The sequence below is a fragment of the Haematospirillum sp. H4485 genome (assembly GCF_012102745.1).
Taxonomy (GTDB): Bacteria; Pseudomonadota; Alphaproteobacteria; order Rhodospirillales; family Rhodospirillaceae; genus Haematospirillum.
In genome coordinates this window covers 1-16,293 of the sequence record NZ_JAAVSY010000014.1, presented here as the reverse complement: position 1 = coordinate 16,293, position 16,293 = coordinate 1, and the positions used below count along the sequence as shown (strand labels likewise).

14 protein-coding genes and 1 riboswitch are annotated in these 16,293 nt (G+C 52.8%); of the genes, 11 read left to right on the top strand and 3 right to left on the bottom strand.

Annotated features, from left to right (window positions below):
• The first annotated feature begins 59 nt into the window (after positions 1-59).
• The 4 genes from HEQ61_RS09755 (at position 60) to HEQ61_RS09740 (ending at position 5,396) form a co-directional block, all read left to right on the top strand.
• Positions 60-1,358, top strand: a complete 1,299-nt coding sequence (locus tag HEQ61_RS09755; RefSeq protein WP_168021168.1) for a hypothetical protein — start codon at positions 60-62, stop codon at positions 1,356-1,358.
• A gap of 177 nt (positions 1,359-1,535) precedes the next feature.
• Positions 1,536-1,880 (top strand): RidA family protein, encoded by a 345-nt coding sequence (locus HEQ61_RS09750; RefSeq protein ID WP_168021169.1) that lies wholly within the window; start codon positions 1,536-1,538, stop codon positions 1,878-1,880.
• A gap of 136 nt (positions 1,881-2,016) precedes the next feature.
• On the top strand, positions 2,017-3,780 hold the full coding sequence (locus HEQ61_RS09745; protein WP_168021170.1) for an efflux transporter outer membrane subunit: 1,764 nt from the start codon (positions 2,017-2,019) through the stop codon (positions 3,778-3,780).
• 332 nt (positions 3,781-4,112) lie between these two features.
• Positions 4,113-5,396 carry a trypsin-like serine protease gene (locus HEQ61_RS09740; RefSeq protein ID WP_168021172.1) on the top strand — a complete coding sequence of 428 codons (1,284 nt, stop codon included), beginning with the start codon at positions 4,113-4,115 and terminating at the stop codon, positions 5,394-5,396.
• Between the two features lie 22 nt (positions 5,397-5,418).
• Here the strand turns inward: HEQ61_RS09740 and HEQ61_RS09735 are convergent, their stop codons facing one another.
• Positions 5,419-5,817 (bottom strand): YbaN family protein, encoded by a 399-nt coding sequence (locus tag HEQ61_RS09735; RefSeq protein WP_168021173.1) that lies wholly within the window; start codon positions 5,815-5,817, stop codon positions 5,419-5,421.
• Between the two features lie 139 nt (positions 5,818-5,956).
• A riboswitch (cobalamin riboswitch) is annotated at positions 5,957-6,183 on the top strand.
• 150 nt (positions 6,184-6,333) lie between these two features.
• Between HEQ61_RS09735 and HEQ61_RS09730 the strand changes: the two genes are divergently transcribed.
• The 6 genes from HEQ61_RS09730 to HEQ61_RS09705 all read left to right on the top strand — a co-directional run bounded on the left by HEQ61_RS09730 (position 6,334) and on the right by HEQ61_RS09705 (position 12,648).
• Positions 6,334-8,208 (top strand): TonB-dependent receptor plug domain-containing protein, encoded by a 1,875-nt coding sequence (locus HEQ61_RS09730; protein WP_168021174.1) that lies wholly within the window; start codon positions 6,334-6,336, stop codon positions 8,206-8,208.
• Between the two features lie 40 nt (positions 8,209-8,248).
• Positions 8,249-9,094 (top strand): ABC transporter substrate-binding protein, encoded by an 846-nt coding sequence (locus HEQ61_RS09725; RefSeq protein WP_168021175.1) that lies wholly within the window; start codon positions 8,249-8,251, stop codon positions 9,092-9,094.
• Entirely contained in the window at positions 9,085-10,080 is a 996-nt protein-coding gene (locus HEQ61_RS09720; protein WP_322099242.1) for an iron ABC transporter permease, read from the top strand. The genes HEQ61_RS09725 and HEQ61_RS09720 overlap by 10 nt, the downstream gene beginning before the upstream one ends.
• Positions 10,077-10,892 carry an ABC transporter ATP-binding protein gene (locus tag HEQ61_RS09715; protein ID WP_168021176.1) on the top strand — a complete coding sequence of 272 codons (816 nt, stop codon included), beginning with the start codon at positions 10,077-10,079 and terminating at the stop codon, positions 10,890-10,892. Before HEQ61_RS09720 ends, HEQ61_RS09715 begins: the two co-directional genes overlap by 4 nt.
• A gap of 167 nt (positions 10,893-11,059) precedes the next feature.
• A complete protein-coding gene (locus HEQ61_RS09710) occupies positions 11,060-11,683 on the top strand; it encodes an HAD family hydrolase (RefSeq protein WP_168021177.1) in 624 nt (207 codons plus the stop codon).
• A gap of 50 nt (positions 11,684-11,733) precedes the next feature.
• On the top strand, positions 11,734-12,648 hold the full coding sequence (locus HEQ61_RS09705) for a glutaminase (RefSeq protein WP_168021178.1): 915 nt from the start codon (positions 11,734-11,736) through the stop codon (positions 12,646-12,648).
• A gap of 2 nt (positions 12,649-12,650) precedes the next feature.
• Here the strand turns inward: HEQ61_RS09705 and uvrB are convergent, their stop codons facing one another.
• Positions 12,651-14,750 carry an excinuclease ABC subunit UvrB gene (gene uvrB, locus HEQ61_RS09700; protein WP_168021179.1) on the bottom strand — a complete coding sequence of 700 codons (2,100 nt, stop codon included), beginning with the start codon at positions 14,748-14,750 and terminating at the stop codon, positions 12,651-12,653.
• A gap of 81 nt (positions 14,751-14,831) precedes the next feature.
• Positions 14,832-15,476, bottom strand: a complete 645-nt coding sequence (locus tag HEQ61_RS09695; protein WP_168021181.1) for a HutD family protein — start codon at positions 15,474-15,476, stop codon at positions 14,832-14,834.
• Positions 15,477-15,705: 229 nt separating this feature from the next.
• Between HEQ61_RS09695 and HEQ61_RS09690 the strand changes: the two genes are divergently transcribed.
• Entirely contained in the window at positions 15,706-16,089 is a 384-nt protein-coding gene (locus HEQ61_RS09690; protein ID WP_168021183.1) for a nuclear transport factor 2 family protein, read from the top strand.
• The last annotated feature ends 204 nt before the right edge of the window (positions 16,090-16,293 follow it).

The following is a 16,293-nucleotide window of genomic DNA, read 5'->3' as shown; positions in this document are numbered from 1 at the left end:
TGCCGCAGCGCATGTAATAATAAAATATAATCATTGGAAACGTATAAGAGAGAAATAAAATGACAAGATCTACAGATGCTCATTATTCAAATAATAATAAAGATAATAATGAATCCAGAGAACAGATCAGCCTGTGGAATGTTGGCGATATACGCTGGTCGCTGAAACCTCTGACACCAGACTGGCTACCAGCAGACGGAGGAGTTTACAAGCGGCAAGAATGGACGTCTCTGGCAGACTATCTGGCCTCCCTGGAACTGGACACATCCAGGCAGGCAGGGCAGCTCCTGCCAACACTGTGGCAGCAGAGCAATGCAGCCGCTATTTTTCACGAAGGGACGATATATACAATAGCAGAAGGGGAAGACGTACTGGTTGCAACGGGTATGCGCTATCATCAGGGCGCATACCAAGGAATTATCGCAACATCCCCCGACGGGATATTCTGGACAGAGCAACCTGCCGCCCGGGATATCTTCGGGGAAAGTTGGGTATATGATCTACTCTGGGCTCCACTGCTAAACGGGCGCTCGACGTTCATTGCCGGTGGACGTGATGGTGTTCTGGCAACATCACCGGATGGTGTACTGTGGACACGGCGCGACGCAGGTCTGATGGGTGTCATACAGGGTATCGCTTTTGATCCCGACCGGCATATTCTTGTTGTTCTGGACTCATTCGGAAATGCATCCACATCACAGGATGCACTCCACTGGAGTGCTCCCACAAGATGCCACATTGGATCAGATTCAAGCACAGGGAACCCATTGACCTGGGGGTATACAGATACGGGGGAAGGACTGTTTGTTGCCGGAGACTGGGGCGGTCACTTTGCAGTGTCTCATGATGGCATCTCATGGACCACCTTCTCGAACACGGACGCCGGACTTGATGCCGATTTCCAGATCCGCTCCGTCACATGGGGACAAACAGGCGACAAGAAAGGAATTTTTCTTGCCGCCAGCGATAATGGTATGGTTGCCATGTCGACTGACGGACGTACTTGGTCAGGGTATAATACCGGCTTGAAGCGGGCTTTTTCTACCCTGTGTGCACCTGTTGCCCAAAACAAAAATCTTTTTCTTGTCGCCGGTTACGGGCCAAACAAGCTGGCAGCATCGGAAGATGGAAGAAACTGGACATTCGTTCCAACATTTGATGCTGCATTCCACAGCGTTTCCGTTTATGCCCTTGCATGCGCCAAAGGAAAACTGCTGGCAGCAGGCACAGAAGCTGCCCTGATTGCGCTGCCTGCCTTCCAGGATACGATCAAACAACGCTACGACAGGAACAAATACTTCTCCGTACCATACCTGCCCATCCATGGGCTTGCGAGACCCTATATCAAGGCAATCTAGGCACTCTGCCTGGAATCACGCACCCCGGCATCACACTGTGTGCCGGGGTATCCGGTCCGCATAAGGATATATCAATCACCCCGCACATCCGGTTCACTATAGACTGACGCATAGTGAACATATTACACCTGCGGGCCTAGTATTATGAAGAACAGGCCCTGCAGAGGATCATACCACATGTCCCTTGTCCGCATTGAAACAGACCAACGTATGAGTCAGGCCGTTATTCATGGAGAGACAATATATTTGTCAGGACAGGTCGGTGAACCGGGCTATACCGTTTCTGAACAAACAGCTCAGGCCTTGGCTGAGGTTGACCGGCTGCTTGCACTGGCGGGTAGCAACAAAAACAAGATCCTGTTTGCCCAGATCTGGCTCGCGGATATAGCTGACTTTGAAGCAATGAATCAAATCTGGGATACTTGGGTACCAGAAGGATATGCCCCTGCGCGCGCAACCGGGGAATCACGTCTGGCAACACCTGAATATCTTGTCGAGATTATTGTAACGGCATCAAGATAATAAAATACTGATCTCCGCAATGCTGATATCACTGCATTATGTTTGGTTCCAAGGCACACCTTCACTTGCAGGAAAAATGTTTTTCCCGATAATGACCGCGACTGGGACGCAGAAATGATATGGGGAATCAGAGATAATGTGGCTTGGATATACAGGGAATGCACGGACTGTCTGTTGTCTTGTATTTCCTCTGCTTGTGTCCGGGTGCGCTCTTCCGGGCGGTGACCGTGAAACACCGGACATTCCCCTGCCCGCCACTTTTGTCAGTGATACGGCCCGCCAGGCGCTGCCGCCTGTACCTGTGGACGAAGCTCTTCCCGAATGGTGGCTCCTTTTTGATTCTGAAGAGCTGAACCAGCTGGTTGATCAAGCCTTGGTGCAGAACCACGATATTCGCATTGCACTCTACAAGCTTGAACAGGAAAGAGCACGCGCCGCAGCAATCTATGCTGACGAACTGCCTGTACTAACAGCACCTTTGCAGGCCAATGTTGAAAGCCCGCTTGATGGCCTCGGATCAGTTCCAAAAGGCGGAAATCCTCGTTCAGAACGCAGCTTCCGCATTGGGGCCCGCGTTGATTGGCGGATTGATCTATGGGGTGAACGCAACAGTGCGGCCGAAGCGGCCGGTCGACGGATATGGCAAGCGGCCTTCAATTTGGAGAATACCAAACGAACTGTTGTTGCATCGGTCGTTCGTACGTGGATGGAATATCTTTCCATGAGCGACCGCGTTCGCGTCACCGTTGATACTGAACGAGCGCTGGACAGGCTGCTTACCTCTGTTCTGAAGCGCCAACAGGAAGGGGACGCATCCGGTATAGAAGTCCAGCAACAACGAGCGGCTGTCAGCAGCGTGCGAGCCACCATTCCGTCCCTTGAGCTGGCAAGGGCAGAGCTTGTTCACCGCCTGGCACGCCTGATCGGTACAACACCGGACAAATTGCCTCTGTCTGCCAATAGCCTGGATGACGTGGTCATCCAGGCAGATATTCCCGCCGTACCACCAAAACTTTTGTTGCTGCGTCCCGACATAAAAGCAGCCGAGGCCGAACTCCTTGCTGCGGAAGCCGATATCGATGCAGCACGCGCACGGCTTTTGCCTTCCCTTGACCTTTCGGCTGGCGGAAGCACAGGAAGCAAGACGATGGACACGCTGTTCAGACCACACACCCTGATGTGGAATGCAGCGGCAAATTTGACAGCAACCTTGTTTGACTATGGCAAGCGTAACAGCCAGATCGATCTGGCAAAGGCACGCCATGAAGAATTGATCGAGAATTATGGCCAAGCTCTTGTTGATGGTGTGCGGGATGTTGAAGATGCCCTTTCGGGAATTTACTTCAGTGCCCTGCGATACAAGGCGCAAGAAGCAGCCCTGAACGCCTCACGGACCGCTTGGGAGTTCAGCCAACAGTCATACACTGTTGGTGCCAGCGACTATATGACTCTTCTCGATACAGAAAGAACCTTCCGGCGGGATCAAGATGAGATCCACAAGGCCCGCCTTGACCAGGCGCGCTATGTCATTGACTTGTTCTCCGCCCTGGGCGGTGGCCTGACAGTGGAAGAAACCCTACCCGCGCTGGCACAAAAAAGACCAGCTATTCCTGCCGGTATCATGCTGGATACGGATGAGAAACCAGAGGGATATCTGATTGTCCTCGCAGGCCTGTACGAGAAACCGGCACTGGATGCTCTGTGGCGCCGCCTGACCCGTGAGCGCCTTGTGGATGCGGACATGATCAAGTTGTGGCCAAAGGAAACAGGAAAACTGAAAAAGGGCAAACGTCAGCGTCACTGGTTCAGGGCCCGCCTTGGCGGATTTCCTGACAAGGACAAAGCAGAAGCCGTCTGCCAGACCCTACGCAAGGCAGGTTTACGCTGTAAGGTAGATTAGAATAACAGGTTTTTGGCATGACATTATCTGAAAATAGGACATGCAATCCAAGATAAATATATCTTGCGCCACTTATCTAGTTATAAGATATTTGTTCGCCGGGCAGATACATCCGTGCTCAATGAGCGCAAACATACAATAAAAATATGGTTATCAAGCGTTTATAGTTATAATATATTGATATATATTGTAGCGAGAGTTGCCTTTGGACTGCTGGCACAAGGAAAACATCACTCCTGCACGAATATTTTATCACCTCCCCAACGGAACGCATCTTGTACGTATACTTACAAGGCTGGATGCTTGGAGAGAACAATTCGGGGGAGGTGGAAATGTCCAAGGTCTACAACACAACAGATGCCCCTTGGAAATCGGTCGTCTTTGTATACTCCAAATGGCCGGGGGGGGTAGCCGCAACAGGAAGCGGCGTGATTGTCGGTGACAACGATGTCCTTACAGCGGCCCACTGCGTATACAGAGGAGAACTGGGCTACGCAACAGAGGTTCGTGTCGCACCGGGATATGATACCGGTCGTGCACCACTTGGGTTCTTCAAGGCTTCATCCGTACAAAGCAACAGGGTAGACGACGATGGCGACGGTCGCATGGGCTACGAAGAAATGCGGCGTGATGTTGCCATTATTGGGTTCGAACAGAAGGTATCTTCCGTTGGCGATACCATGAAAATGGACCACACTTTCTACCAAGGCCTGACGCATGTCACGGGTTTTCCGGACGTATACCACGGGGAGATGATCGATGACGTCGCAAAGGCAAGCTACAATTTCGCGACCAGCTTCATCAATATCAACGAACACGCGGTGTACCCGGGCAATAGCGGAGGACCTTTGTGGCGCGGGAGCGATGATGATCCGCATGTTGTTGGTATTATATCTACACGTATGGCCGCAGCGGATATTGGCACCAATTTCCGCTCCATAAAAAGCTGGATGGAAGGGAATAATTACAGTACCTACAAAGATGCCAGCCAGCCTGACCGTGTTATTTTTGTCAATAAATCAGATGCCAGAGTTATTCGTGGTACAGATGGCTCTGATATCATCGCCGGCACATCCGGCAGTGATGCGATCTATGGAAGCGATGGAGATGATGTATTCCATGCATCACATGGTTTCGATCTTGTCGTTGGTGGACAGGGCTTTGATACCATAGCTTTTGTCATCCCGATGTCAGATGTTCAGGTGACAAACTTTGGGCTTGGTATTCGGATTGATACACCTGAAGGGAAAATTGTCGCCTTTGATATTGAACGACTTGTATTCCTTGATACCAGTCTTGAAGTCACAAGTGATCCAACGGTCATGGCCAGTATGAACATTGGTTTTGATGCCGATTTCTATCTGCAACAGAATCCAGATGTCGCTGCTGCTGGTATGGACCCATGGGCTCATTTTCAGGAACAGGGATGGATGGAAGGTCGTGATCCCAATCCATTATTTGATGTTACGTGGTACGTAGAACAGAACCCACAACTTGTCGAAGCCGGTCTTGACCCGGTCACTCATTACCTTGAAACAGGTATTTACCAAGGTGCATCCCCATCCCCGGCAATCAGCACGACGGCCTTGTTCACGATGGGGAACGAATTGGCCTGATCATACTCCGCAGTGTCCGACATCATGATCGATGATCGGACGCTGCGGAACGATCTGAGGGGCGGGCCGTGGGGCAGCATAGAATCCAGGTAGCAGCCAGTCCCATAACGACACCAATAAAGACGATGCCGTAAAATGGCAGGGGCGACCATAAAAAAAGAGCAAGAAGAGAGGTTGCCATCATTGAAACCGCCATTATCTTGGCTGATAACGGAATGGCACGGTGTCGGCGCCAATCTTCAATCAAGGGACCAAAAACAGGGTGGGTTTCCAGACGTGCAGCCCATTCCGGATTGCCCTTCGTAAAAGCCCAGACGGCAACCAAGACGAAAACGGTTGTTGGCACCCCCGGAAGCAAGATACCAACAGCACCAATCCCTATCATCAAGATGCCGATAACAATCCAAACATAGCGTAGCAATCTGCTCCTCCCTGATACAGACATGCCCTTATATGTCCCATAAAAAGAGATCTTCATACACAGCAATTCAGAATCTGATTGCATAATCGTCGGGTGATGCTCAACGTCATCCCTTGACAGGAACGTGTCATTTGTTTAGCGATTTCACTGCGTCTGTGGTTCCGGAATGCACGTGTATCCGGATGAAAAGGGAACAACGGATGGAAAACTTCTCTACGAGGTTTCCCTGATGTGGCTGTCCCCGCAACTGTAGGCGGAGAGTCCGTGCCGACATACCACTGCCAAGGCAGCGTTTTGCCTGGCGGGAAGGTGGCACAGGATGTTGACCCGTAAGCCAGGAGACCTGCCACAGACAGCGTCACGTCATCCGATACCGGGGTAGTATCGGTGGCAGCTTTTCGTTGTTGTGGCGCAGCACCAGGAATGGTGTCACCGGGGGGTATTCTCTGGTGACGCCGGTCTTTCTGTCGGGCTGGGCTCCGGGAACGGCGTGCCTGCCACATCGAGGGCAACGTTTTGAAAGCACGTCTCCTTGTTTTCAGTATTCCCTGTCTGTTCCCGGCAACCCTGGCAACGGCATCATCCACCCTTCCCCCGCTGACAGTCAGTGAAACAATCCCGGCGATGGCAGGTGTTTCCCAGGAGCAGACAACCATCAGCCAATCCACAGTAACGGCCGAAGATATTCAGCGTAACCAGATCACGCGTCTGGATGAAGTCTTCCAGCAAATACCGGGTTTGTCGCTCAGTCATACCAATGGATATGGGGACCAGGCGCAGTTGAGACTACGTGGCGCGGGCGCCCGCAACGTACGGGTTTTTATCGACGGGATAGAGGTGAGTGACACATCCAGGGCTCAATCCCAGTTCTATGTTTCTGGTATGAACATGGATGATATTGAGAGCGTTGATGTTCTGCGGGGGCCGCAGGCGGGACGGTTCGGTGCTGATACCGGCGGTGGCGTCATCAATATCACAACAAAGCGTGCCAATGCCCCCTTCAGTGGAAAGTCGGCTGTGGAGTTAGGCAGCTACAAGACCCGTAGAGGACAATCCATGATATCCGGTCTGTCCGGCCCCATAGACTACCGTGTATCCTTACATGGTGAAAACAGGGGCGGTTACTCCGACTATAACAAGCGCAGGGGTGGCACAGAGCGTGATGGGTACCGCCAGTGGGGAGGAGCGGCTCGCCTGGGCCTTCAGGCAACAGAGGAGGCACGAGTAGACAGCTTTGTCCGTTATACGCGTGAGGATCGTTTTTATGACTCGAAGACGCAGGATACGTTTGACAGCGTTGATATTACCAGTCACCAAGCTAGGCTGGCCGGCACACACAAGACCCCATCCCTTGGCCTGACACAGGTCATTGCCGTTTCAGACAGCAAAACGGAACGTGCGATCGTCCGGGGCCTTCCTCTGCCTGATGCGTATAAGGGGCAAAGAAGTCGCTTGGACTATCTTGGAACCTGGACGCTAACTCCATCTGCCAACATCCAGTTTGGCGCCGACTTGGGGCGTGACTCCATCAGTCTTGCTGAACCAAATTACTCTCCATCATCGCCCAATACGGACGTATCAATGCGCAAGCATGGGGCTTTCATAACGTTGGGGGTAACCCCGCTCGATAATCTGGATTTTACAGCCTCTGGCCGCACCGACAATCAAACGTATTATGGCGGTGATGAAAACTGGAAACTGGGAGCCGCGTATCACATTGCTCTTACTGGAACAACTGTACGCGGCAGTTACGGCACGGCTTGGCAAACACCCAGTCTCTATGAGTGTTACGATGCATGTAAGGGGAACCCCGACCTAAAATCAGAAAGCTTGAGAGGGTGGGATGCGGGTTTCCAGCAACACCTGAATTCAGGTCGTGTGATCCTGAGCGTAGACTGGTTCAATAATATGATCAAAGACCAGATCAGCTGGTCATCCAAGAGGGGTACCCGTCCCGGCTGCACCTACAGCGGCGGATATGATAATACGGAACGTGTACAAACCCGCGGCGTGGAAACTGAGTTCTCATGGCAGTTATCCAGCACTTTGACTGCACAAGGTACGTATACATGGCAAATCAGCCAGAATGTTCTGACTGGTGATCCTCTACTTACCTTGCCTCCTCGTCATCAAGCAACGGGGGCACTGGGTTGGGCCATAACGCCTGCCCTGCATGCCCAAACAAACCTCCGTTACCGCGACCAAGCTTCACAGTTCGGAGAACGGGCAAGTGAATATTGGGTTGCAGATTTCAAATTAGGATGGGTCGTGAACAAAAGCCTCCGAATACATGGGCGTATGGAGAATGTGCTGAACCGCCGTTACGAGGAACAATATGGGCGCGGAACCCCGGGGCGCTCTGTCTTTGCCGGCCTGACGGTTCAGTATTGAGGACATGCCCGTGATCTCTTCCAACCACAAGAACAGCAGCATGCTTATATTGGCTGCCAGCATTCTCTTGTTCTGCCTTCCTTTGCGGGTTTTTGCACATCAACCCCGTGTGGCTTCAGCTACCCTGTGTGCCGATCAGGTTATTCTGAAGCTGGCTGATCCGGACCAGATTGTTGCTGTATCACCTGATGCGGCGGACCCTCATGTATCCTGGATGGCCCGGAAAGGGGCAGGATATCCGCGGCCAACCCCGTCTGCAGAAGCCTACATCCAGCTTGGTGCCGATGTCGTCATAACAGACGCTTGGAGCCATCACCGCATGGCTTCTCTGCTTGAAACATCCGGCATTCGCGTGGTCCGTCTTCCCATGACAGAGACAGTAGAAGGCATAGGCCATCAAATCGACCTTGCCGCCGAAGCTCTTGGCCAGCATGAGCGCGGCACGATGCTGAAACAGGCCATGAAGCGTTCCCTGGATGCGGTTGCCTACCGACGAACCGGGGCTGATCGCCGTGCCCTGTACCAGACACCGGGTGGATACAGCGCTGGTCCGGGCACCATTATTGATGCGATCATGACTCTCAATGGCCTGCGTAATGTCACGCAAGCTGAGGGATGGCCACGTCATGATCCCGAGCACCTTCTGCTGGACCCCCCAGATCTGCTTCTGGCCAGCTTTTTCGATGCCCCCTATTACTCACGGGGAATGGATATTTCATCACGGCAGTTACAACACCTGTCAGGAGAGAAGAAAATTCCTGCCATTACAGTTCCCGGAGCCATGTGGGCGTGTTCAACCTGGACCGTCATGGAAGCAGCGGAACATCTTTCATCCGCACTACTGATACTGCCGCCCCGGACAGTGGAGGATGGACAGTGCGAATAATCCCACTCTCTGTCATCTTGACTGTCCTTCTGGGCATTGTTTCGCTTATCAGTCTGTGTATTGGATCTACATCGTTGCCATTAGCCGATGTTCTTGCGGGGGTACTTGGGAAGGGAGATCCACGCATTACCATGGTAATTCAGGATATACGAATCCCCAGACTTCTGCTTGGGCTGGAAGTTGGAGCCGCTCTTGGCTTGTCGGGGGCAACACTACAGGGGCTTTTACGCAATCCACTGGCAGAACCCGGGCTGACAGGCATTTCACCAGCGGCAGGGCTGGGTGCTGTTGTCGCCCTCTACCATGGCCTGTCGTCTGCATCTGGATGGGCTGTGCCCCTGTTTGCCTTGGGAGCAGCAGCTGTTGCGACATTGGTACTGGCTTTACTGGCCCGCAAAGGGCGGGATGGAACAGATCTGGTTCTGGGCGGCATGGCCATTTCCGGTGTTGCAGTTGCCCTGACGGCTGTTGCCCTGAATCTGGCTCCCAATCCATGGGCTGTCAGTGAAATGGTGCTATGGCTGATGGGGTCCCTGAAAGATCGCTCGATGGATGATGTCCTTTTATGCACACCATTTATTCTGGTTGGATCCCTGATTGCCCTGTCAACCGGGCGAGCGCTTGATGCTCTCTCTCTGGGGCTGGAAACAGCATCAAGCTTGGGTGTAAAAATAGCCCGGCTTCATACCCTCGTTATTATCGGCATTGCTGCATCTGTCGGCGGGGCTGTCGCTGTAACGGGCGCGATTGGCTTTGTTGGTCTTGTTGTACCCCATCTCCTTCGTCCTTTGGTATCCCGCAAACCGAGTCACCTTCTTCTTCCTTCGGCTCTTGGCGGGGCCTTGCTGCTGGTGCTTGCTGACTGCCTGGTCCGGATTGTACCAACGCGTCAGGAAATGATGATCGGCGTTGTAACAGCCTTGGTCGGGACACCTTTCTTCATCGCGCTTGTCTTACGATATCGGCAAGGTGTTTCTCAGGCATGACATCTCTTCTTGCTTGCTCCGTCCTTGTCACCCCGGGGCACACTGTCAGAATACAGGCTGAGCGGTTCGAGGCACCAAAAGGAGCACTAACCGGTTTGATTGGTCCGAACGGAGCTGGCAAAAGCACACTGCTGAAAGCCATCGCCGGGATTGTTCCTGCCCGTGGAGTCTTTACGCTAGAGGATATGTTGTTACCGGCACCAGAAACCAGGGCACGCGCACGTCTTGTCGGGTATTTACCGCAGGGCCATATCCTGCATTGGTCACTAAATGTGCGGCAGGTTGTTGAACTGGGGCGCCTGCCCTGGGCCGGTCGCTGGAGGTCCGGCAAAACCGATTGCAAAGCCGTTGACAGGGCAATGGAGCGTGTGGGCATACAGGGTCTTGGCAAACGTGATGCAACAACCTTGTCCGGCGGTGAAAAAGCAAAGGTCATGTTGGCGCGTGTTTTAGCCACAGAGACCCCTGTTATCTTGGCCGACGAACCAACAGCCAACCTGGATCCAGCGCATCAGATTGCTGTGTGCGAGCTTCTGGCTGACTTGGCAAGGCGTGAGAATCGCTCTGTCACCATTGTTCTGCACGACCTGTGCCTGGCAGCTCGTTTTTGTGACCACATTGCCATTATGGACAAAGGTTGCCTTGGTCTTTCAGGGCCCCCTGAAGATGCTCTTGTGCCATCTGTCATAGATCCTGTTTACGGCGTTTCATTCACGAACATAAAAATAGGAACGTTCCCGGTCATCCTGGCAGGAAGCCTGACAACGCGGAGCGGACCGAGTATTATTGGTGATCATTCCTCGCAGAAATAATAAACGCCTAGGTTAGGTGTGCCTCATCACACGATCACATTACCCCATGACATATCTTGGGAAAACGGGTCTTGTTTCCGCACTGATGACGTCATAATCTGGGACAATGATCGGTTATGAGGCTGTGCATGTCTTCAGGTAAGCCTAAAAAAAAGAAAAGACCTTCGGTGGTTGTTTTTGATTTAGGAGGCGTGCTGATCGGCTGGGACCCCGCACGTGCTTTTCTTCCGGCTTTCTCGGGGGATAAGGAAGCGACGCGGTCTTTTCTGAACGATGTTGACTTTGAATCGTGGAATATGGAGCAGGACCGTGGTCGCTCGTGGATAGAAGCCGAGCGAAACTTCCGCGAGAACCATCCGCAATATGCTCATATCATAGGTCAGTACCATGATAATTTTGATATCAGTATAACCGGGGCAATTGCGGGTACGGTTTCCATCCTTGAACGGCTGCATGCAGCCAATATTCCTTTGTATGCCATTACCAACTGGGCAGCAGACACTTTTGAAACAACGCGCAAGAACTATCCGTTCATGGATCTGTTCCGGGACATTGTTGTATCTGGAGAGGAACATCAGGTAAAACCGGATCCTGAAATTTATCAGGTCTTGCTACAGCGAAATGACCTTAAGGCAGAGGATTGCGTTTTTATTGATGACAACCAGCATAATGTTGACGGGGCCCGTCGGGTTGGCATGCATGCCATTCACTTTACCTCTCCCGAGGCCCTTGAGTCTGCCCTTGAGTCATTGCTGCACATTCAATTATCAGCAGGGAATTCTGTCGGCTAGGACAAGGCGCTATCGTGGGAGGCATTGCCCCCCTGGCAGGAGCATATCCGGTGGATGAGCTTCAGGTCGTCGTTGACCGCGTTTATAATCGCATTCTGGCAGAACCCTTGGAAGGCAAGGTCGCTGATTATATACCAGCCTTGGCCTGCGTTGCACCGGATCGATTCGGCATCGCACTTCAGATGTTGGACGGACGCTTGGCAACAGCCGGCGATGCCTTTTCCCCTTTCTCAATCCAGAGCATATCCAAACTGTTTTCTCTGGTTCTGGCACTGCAAACATGGGGGGACGAACTATGGGAGAGAGTCGGACGGGAACCTTCCGGAACGGCATTCAACTCACTTGTTCTGCTTGAGCAAGAAAATGGCCTGCCGCGCAATCCCTTCATCAATGCCGGTGCCTTGGCTGTAACCAATGCCATTGTCAGCCGCTTTGCCCTGCCCGACAGGGCCGTCATCGATTTCCTCGGCCATCTTGCCGGAGATATCAAATTGGTATTTGACGATACGGTTTTTCGTTCAGAATACGTACACGGGGACCGCAATCGCGCCATTGCTTACTTCCTGAAAGCACATGGGCGAATGGAGAACCCTGTGGAGGCCGTTACAACAGCCTATTTCAAGCAATGTTCCATACCGATGAGTTGCGTGGATCTGGCACGGGCGGGCCTGTTCCTGGCAACGGGCGGAAAAACCCTGAAAGGAAACCGGATTCTTGGGCCTGTTGAAGCCCGTCAGGTATGCTCCCTGATGTTGACGTGCGGCTTGTATGACGGCACAGGAGACTTCTCTTTCCGTGTTGGTTGGCCAGGAAAGAGTGGCGTTGGCGGGGGCATTCTGGCCGTTATTCCCGGGCATGGAACAGCCTGCGTATGGTCCCCTCCCCTTACGGAAAAAGGGAACTCGGTGCGGGGTATGCGCGCCCTTGAACTGTTGGCACGAGCCCTTGAGAACGGTGAGCTCTAACGTTACGGACGTTGCCGCCGTGATGATCTGGCCTTGCCAGCCATCGTTGAGGATGTCGGCGGTGGAACCGGAACTTCCAGATCAAGGGCTTCAAGGCGACGGATCTCATCACGCAGGCGTGCGGCTTCCTCGAACTCGAGGTTGCCGGCAGCGGCCCGCATTTTCTTGTCCAGATCACGGATAACATCTTGCAGGGACTGACCCGTCAGGGCGACCTTACCAACAGGTCCTGTATCAACGGTCACGTAATCATGGACACTCACATCCCCAACGACATCCAGTATACGAGACCGCACACTCTCGGGTGTGATGCCATGCTCAGCATTCCAGGCTTGCTGTCTCTTGCGTCGCCGCGCCGTTTCGTCCAAGGCCGCCACAAGACTATCTGTCATACGGTCTGCATACAATACAACGCGGCCATCAACATTACGGGCCGCACGACCAATGGTCTGGATCAAGGAACGGGTGGAACGCAAGAAACCCTCCTTGTCAGCATCAAGGATGGCAACCAAGGCACATTCAGGAATGTCCAGACCTTCACGCAATAGGTTGATCCCGACAAGCACGTCAAAAACACCCAGACGCAGATCACGGATAATCTCGATCCGCTCCAGTGTCTCGATATCGGAATGCATATAGCGAACCCGGATTCCCTGATCATGCAAGAATTCGGTCAGATCTTCAGCCATCTTCTTGGTCAACACAGTCACCAAGGTTCGGCCTCCCGAGGCTGAAACGGTGCGCACCTCCGCCAGAAGATCATCAACCTGATACGCGACAGGCCGCACTTCGCAGACTGGGTCCACCAAACCGGTAGGACGAATAACCTGTTCGACAAACACACCACCTGCCCGCTCCAGCTCCCAATCTCCCGGGGTTGCTGAAACAAAAACCGTCGCAGGACGCATGGCATCCCATTCCTCGAATTTCAGTGGTCGATTGTCCACGCAAGAAGGCAGACGGAATCCATAATCAGCAAGCGTTGACTTGCGGTTATAGTCGCCACGATACATACCCCCGATCTGGGGCACTGTTACGTGACTCTCATCGACGATGAGTACCGCATCTTCGGGAAGATATTCGAAGAGTGTCGGCGGCGGTTCACCCGGATTGCGCCCGGTCAACCAACGGGAATAGTTCTCGATTCCCTTGCAGAAGCCTGTTGTCTCCAGCATCTCCAGATCAAAAAGTGTCCGCTCCCGCAAGCGTTGTTCCTCGAGAAGCTTGCCTGCCGCCGAGAGTGCAACCAAGCGTTCCTTCAACTCGGCACGAATGCCCTTGGCAGCTTGGGACAAGGCGGGACGCGGCGTAACGTGGTGGCTGTTGGGATAAACGATCATTTCCGCAAGGGACAGCAGCACTTCGCCGGTCAGGGGATCAAATTCAACAATACGGTCAACTTCGTCACCAAACAGATCGATACGCCAGGCTCGATCCTCATAGTGAGCCGGAAACAACTCGACAACATCCCCGCGTACACGAAAATCCCCGCGCGAGAAACCAGCATTGTTGCGCCTGTATTGCAAGGATACCAGTGACCGGATAAGTGCATCACGATCAAGAACATCGCCCTTGCGTACCACAACCCGCATAGCAGAATAGCTTTCAACAGACCCAAGGCCATACAAGCAGGAAACAGAAGCGACAATCACCACATCCCGGCGTTCCAGGATTGCGCGGGTTGCAGCATGACGCATACGATCGATCTGCTCGTTGATCGAGGCGTCTTTCTCGATGTACGTATCGGTACGGGGTACATAAGCCTCTGGCTGATAATAATCATAATACGACACAAAATACTCGACAGCATTGTCAGGAAAAAATGCCTTCATTTCTGCATACAGCTGGGCAGCCAGCGTCTTGTTGGGAGCCATCACCAGAGCAGGGCGCCCCAATGCCTCAATGACCTTGGCAGCCGTGAAGGTTTTTCCTGATCCCGTTACCCCCAACAGAACCTGATCTCGTTCACCAGCCAAGATACCCTTGGTCAGAGCTTCAATTGCAGCAGGCTGATCACCGGCAGGAACATAGTCCGATGACAGTCGGAATGTTGCCTTCGGGCCGGCCGGGGGCTTTTGGTACATGGGAATAATGGGTGTCATCACAAATGCCAGCTGTTGTCAGAGCTGCCCATTTTCTACATCGCCATGGAAGATATGACCATCCCCGCAGCGGGGGGTGCGTTATGGCAAGGTATTATCTTCCATTGCACCAATACAAATATGAGCATTGGCACGCCCGACGACACTGACCTCGGAGACAAGGGCCTCAGCTTCTGCTGCCGGGCACGTGATCTCAACCTGATCCCCCTCCAAGATCAAGGTATGCTCTTCCTCCAGGCGAATCCGTTGCTCTTCATCCTGTTCCCGAAACCGGATCCAGGCTTCGCCGGAAACAGCATAAATCAAGACGACAGCCCCCAGCCCCCCCACTGTCAGACCAGGTCCTTTACGAATGCGATGCAATGTGGCACGGCCATAATGACGATCAACAATCAGGTTGAAATCCCGGATCATCCCGCCAATAAGACGGCATTCAGCCAATCTGTCGCCAGAAAAGGTATAGGGTGCTGTTTTACGGCTCAGCCGCTCGACCAGTGACCCATCGAGCAGAAGATCCATTCCTTCCCCTTCAATAACCGCAACAAGACGATCATAGCCGGGAAACAACGAGAACGGCCCCTGTCGGCTAACCTCGGAAATACTGACACGCCAGAGAAAATTGCCCATTCCGTCTTCTGGTTCACGGGCAAGTTCGGTCGTCATACCGCGACCATTACGCCATGGCATGCGTCGGTACCGATCAGGAGTAAGAAGGCGCATCCCCATAACCACCCCCATATTCCGGCAACAAAACCCGGAATGACTCACACATCAGACTGCACCCAAAATACTTTTCCATCCAGATACTTTGGATAGAACGTCACATAAAAAACAAAATAATCCGCAGGCAACGACAGAGATATCACAAGGATTCCATTTGATTCACGCTGTCATTGGTGACACACAGATAAGGTATGGCTTTGTGTTTCCCGTTCCCTTTGGTGTGGAGAAAACCATGTCCCCCGGTTTGCTGCCAACTGCTGTTGTCGGATACATTGATGCCTATAACCAGAAAGACGTTCTCGCCATGCTGGAAACCCTGTCAGACGATATTGTGTTTGAGAGCGTCAACGGGGGTGTATCCGGGTTGACGTTGGCGGGGAAAGAAGCCTTCACAACTCTTGCTGAACAAAGCATCCGTGCTTTTTCAGTCCGCAGCCAGTCTGTCCGCCATGCTGTTGTCGGGCACGATGCGGTTGCCCTTGAAGTGGACTATGCCGCAATTGTTGCCACAGATCTTCCCAATGGCTGGAAAGAAGGCCAGCGCATTGATCTACGCGGCGTCTCGTTCTTTGAACTGCGTCATGGCCTGATCTGTCGCCTCACAGACTTTGCCTGAAGATCAACAGCACAAAGCCCCGCTGCCGAAACAGCGGGGCATAAAGAGCAATACAGAAATAACCTAGGCTCCAGACTCAATCATGGTATTGCTCGTGGTCTGCGGATCAGATTCATACCCTTCAATCGGGAGATTGGAGGCATGAATGGCCCACCTGTTTTGGCTTTCGGACGCCCGATGGGCGGCGATAGAGCCGCATTTTCC